This is a genomic window from Kineococcus sp. G2 (assembly GCF_037154035.1).
In the GTDB taxonomy this organism is placed as follows: domain Bacteria; phylum Actinomycetota; class Actinomycetes; order Actinomycetales; family Kineococcaceae; genus Kineococcus.
The window spans coordinates 1-4,082 of sequence record NZ_JBBBEM010000084.1 but is presented as its reverse complement, the minus strand read 5'-3'; the positions used below and the strand labels follow the sequence as shown (position 1 = coordinate 4,082).

The following is a 4,082-nucleotide window of genomic DNA, read 5'->3' as shown; positions in this document are numbered from 1 at the left end:
TGCGGGTCGACGACGTGCTGGAGCGCGCGCACGAGCGGGCCCTGGCGGCCGAGCGGCGCGAGGACGTGCGGGCGGTGCTGGCGTCGTGGACGTCGGTGCGCGATGCCCTGGCTGCGGGGGTCCCCGCCGATCCCGCTCCCGTCCCCACCCCCTGACCCATGCCCCCACCCGACCCCGCGGTGATCAAGGAAGTTGCAACTTCCTTGATCACCGCGGGGTCGGGTGGGGGCATGGGTCAGGGGGTGGGGACGGGAGCGGGATCGGCGGGGACCCCCGCAGCCAGGGCATCGCGCACCGACGTCCACGACGCCAGCACCGCCCGCACGTCCTCGCGCCGCTCGGCCGCCAGGGCCCGCTCGTGCGCGCGCTCCAGCACGTCGTCGACCCGCACCCGGGCGCCCGCCTCGGCCGAGGCCACCGCGGCCTCCACCATCGCCAGGCTCATGACGTTCTCGTGGACCTCCCCGTGCGGGGCGACGCCGGTGCGCAGCGCCCGCGCGAACGCCCGCAGGGACCCGGCGATCTCCCGGCCCGGGTCCTGCGCGGGGGCCGCCTCCACGCCCGAGGACGTCTCGAGCACGGGCGCGGCCTCGCCGTCCCAGCGGGCCGTGCCCGCCGAGCCCGACAGCCGCCACGCACCGTTCCAGGACGTCTCGAGCCCCGGTGCGCACCAGCTGCCGGTGTAGACGTAGCGCACCCCGCCGGTCATCTCGAACACGGCGCTGGCCGCGGCGTCCCCGGCGTACCAGCTCCACGAGGGGTTGAACTCCTCGCAGTACACCGACACCGGCTCCGCCCCCAGCAGGAACCGGGCGGTGTCGAAGGGGTGGATCGCCATGTCGAGCAGCAGCGGGTGCGCCATCTCCTCGCGGAACCCGCCGAAGCGCGGCGCCTTGAAGAACTCGGTCGTCAGCACGCCGAGGTCGCCCAGCACGCGCGCCTGCTCGCGGAACGCGTGCAGGTGGGCGTTGTAGCGGCGCGACTGGCTGACCACGAACAGCCGGCCGGTCACCTCGGCGGCGGCCACGAGGGAGAGCGCCTGGGCGACGTCCTCGGCGACCGGTTTCTCCCCCAGCACCGGCAGCCCCGCGAACAGCGCCGCCGTGGTCACCGGGTGGTGCGCCCGCGGCACCGTCACGTTGACGACGGCGTCGGCTCCGGTGGCCCGGGCCAGCTCGACGGCGTCGCGGCCCAGCGGGACGTCCGGCACGCCGGCCTCGGCGACGGCCGCGCGAGCCACGTCCAGGTCGAGGTCGACCACCCCGGCCAGCTCCACCTCCTCGTCGGCGAGGATCGTGCGCAGCCACGCCCGGCCCATGCCGCCGGCGCCGACGAGGACGACGCGCAGCGGTCCGCTCACGCCCGCCCCTCCTGCACCTCGGACTTGAGCGCCCCCTGGTAGCCGTGGCCGTTGTGGAAGTCCTCGGTGTCGTAGCGCAGCAGCGTGGGGATCGCCCGCTCCGGCCGCAGGGTGACCGCCCACTCGACGGCGTTGGAGATCACCTTGCGGACGCCGTCGTGGAAGTAGGTGGGGTACTCCTGGTCGCCGGGGCGGAAGTAGAAGATCTTCCCGTGCCCGCGCTTGAAGGTGCAGCCGGAGCGGAACACCTCCCCGCCGGAGAAGGAGGAGATGAAGACGAGCTCGTCGGGGGTGGGGATGTCGAAGAACTCCCCGTACATCTCGTCCTCGTCGATGATCAGCGGGTGCGGGACCCCCTGGGCGATGGGGTGGGTGGGGTCCACCGTCCACACCAGCTCGCGGTCGTGCTCGGCGCGCCAGCGCAGCGTGCAGGTGGTGCCCATGAGCCGGGTGAACACCTTCGACCAGTGCCCGGAGTGCAGGACGATCAGGCCCATGCCCTCCAGGACGTGGCGCTGCACGCGCTCGGCGACCTCGTCGGAGACCTCGCCGTGGGCGGCGTGGCCCCACCAGGTGAGCACGTCGGTCTCGCGCAGCACCTCCTCGGTCAGGCCGTGCTCGGGCTCGTCCAGGGTGGCGGTGCGCACGACGGCCCGCTCGCCCAGGTTCTCCTCGATGCCCTGCGCGACGGCGCCGTGCATGCCGTCGGGGTAGCGCTTCGCGACCTCCGGCTCGAGCTGCTCGTGGCGGTTCTCGCCCCAGACGGTGACGCGGATCGGGTTGGTCACTGGTCCTCCTCGGGACTGCGGTGGTTCGGGTTCGTCCCTCAGGACTTGACGGCCCCGCCCGTGACGCCGGCGGCGACGTAGCGCTGGGCCAGCACGAGCAGGGCGATGGCGGGCAGGGAGGACAGCACGGCCGTCGCCATGATCGGCGACCAGTCGGCGACGAAGCTGCCCACGTAGGTGTAGAGGCCGAGCGTGATGGGGCGCAGGTCCTCGGTGGTGGTCAGGGTCAGGGCGAACAGGAAGTCGCCCCAGGCGAAGAGGAACGTGAACAACCCCGACGTGATGAGGGCGTTGCGGCTCATCGGCAGCACGATCGAGAAGAAGGCGCGGACGTGCCCGGCGCCGTCGACGTAGGCCGCCTCGATGATGGAGGTGGGGATGCCGCCCATGAAGGCGCGCATGAGGATGATCGAGAACGGGATGCCTGCCGCGGAGTCGGCCAGGATCAGCCCGCCGACGGTGTTGAGCAGACCCAGGTCGGTGTAGGCGCTGTAGAGGGCGTTGGCGACCACGATGCCCGGGACCATCTGGGTGATGAGGATGCCGAACAGGACGGCCGTGGCCCACCGGCCGAACTTGAAGTGGGCCATGGCGTAGGCGGCGGGCGTGGCGATCAGCAGGCTGAACACCACCGAGCCGAGGCTGATGACCAGGCTCGTCACCAGGTTCCCGCCCTGCTCGGCGATCGCGGTGCTGTAGCCGCGCAGGGTGAAGTCCACGGGGAACCACGGGGTCGCCACGGCGTTGCCCGCCGGCTGCAGCGAGACGTTGACCATCCAGTACAGCGGGAACAGCATGAACGCCAGGATCAGGATCCCGAGGATCGTGTGGCCGGGCCGCCGGGGGGCCTTGCCGCCCCTGCGCTCCTGCGGCGGCGCGGTGCCCTCGTCGAGGGCGGGTGCGGGTGCGGGGACTGCGCTCACGGGGTTCTCCTCCCTTCCGTTCCGGTCATCGCGCGCCTCACTCGTCCACGGCACGCCGGTTCGCGCGCAGGTAGACGACGGCGAAGATCAGCGAGATGACGATCAGGATGTTGCCGAGCGCCGCACCCGCACCGAAGTCGAACTGCCGGAACGACATGTCGTACGAGAACGTGGCGATGGTCTGCGTGGAGTTGGCGGGACCGCCGTTGGTGAGACCGAGGATCACGTCGAGGACCTTCAGCGTGTAGACGACGCCCAGGACGAGCACCACGGTGACCACGGGCCGCAGCATCGGCCAGGTGATGTGCCGGAACGCCCGCCACCCCGTGGCCCCGTCGAGCGCGCCCGCCTCGTACAGCTCGTCGGGGATCTCCTGCAGACCGCCGTAGAGGATCGTCATGTTGAACGGGATGCCGAGCCAGATGTTCACGCCGATGACGGCCACGAGGGCCAGCGACGTGCTGGTCAGCCAGTTCGGGCTCACGTCGACGCCCGGCAGCGCGGAGAGGATGCGGTTGAGGGCGCCGTTGTCGGCGTCGAGGATCCAACGCCAGACCGCCGTCCCGGCGATCATGGGGATGAGCCAGGGCAGCAGGATCAGCGAGCGCAGCACCCCCGACAGCGGGAACTTCCGCTGGAAGAACAGCGCGATGAGCAGCCCGAGGACGAACTGCCCGGCGATCGAGCCGGCCGTGAAGAGCAGCGTGTTCAGCAGGGCCTGGTCGAAGATCGCGCTGCTGAAGACGTTGCGGTAGTTCTCCAGCCCGATCCACGGCGCCTCACCGGTGAAGAAGGTCCTCGTCGTGTACTCCTGGAAGCCCATGACGATGTTCTTCACGACGGGGTAGCCGAAGAACAGCAGGAGGTAGACGACCGCCGGCACGACGAAGGCGATCTCCACCAGCCGGGCCTTCAGCTTGCCCGAGGGGCCTCGGCGCCCGGTAGGCGCGGCCGGCGAGGCCGTAGCCCCGCCGGCCGCGCGCCCCGGGGTGGCGACGTCAGCCATCCTGC

Annotated in this window: 4 protein-coding genes; all 4 read right to left on the bottom strand. The window is 71.6% G+C overall.

Annotation, left to right across the window (positions count from 1 at the left end; all coding sequences use genetic code 11):
- Positions 1-235: 235 nt before the first annotated feature.
- From V9U69_RS12620 to V9U69_RS12605, 4 genes are read right to left on the bottom strand one after another with little or no spacing between them, the layout of a single operon-like run.
- On the bottom strand, positions 236-1,360 hold the full coding sequence (locus tag V9U69_RS12620; protein WP_337062171.1) for a Gfo/Idh/MocA family protein: 1,125 nt from the start codon (positions 1,358-1,360) through the stop codon (positions 236-238).
- A complete protein-coding gene (locus tag V9U69_RS12615; protein ID WP_337062170.1) occupies positions 1,357-2,148 on the bottom strand; it encodes a ThuA domain-containing protein in 792 nt (263 codons plus the stop codon). The genes V9U69_RS12620 and V9U69_RS12615 overlap by 4 nt, the downstream gene beginning before the upstream one ends.
- A gap of 38 nt (positions 2,149-2,186) precedes the next feature.
- On the bottom strand, positions 2,187-3,071 hold the full coding sequence (locus tag V9U69_RS12610; RefSeq protein WP_337062169.1) for a carbohydrate ABC transporter permease: 885 nt from the start codon (positions 3,069-3,071) through the stop codon (positions 2,187-2,189).
- A gap of 37 nt (positions 3,072-3,108) precedes the next feature.
- Positions 3,109-4,077: a carbohydrate ABC transporter permease gene (locus V9U69_RS12605; protein ID WP_442907760.1), complete on the bottom strand. Its 969-nt coding sequence runs from the start codon at positions 4,075-4,077 to the stop codon at positions 3,109-3,111.
- Positions 4,078-4,082 lie beyond the last annotated feature (5 nt).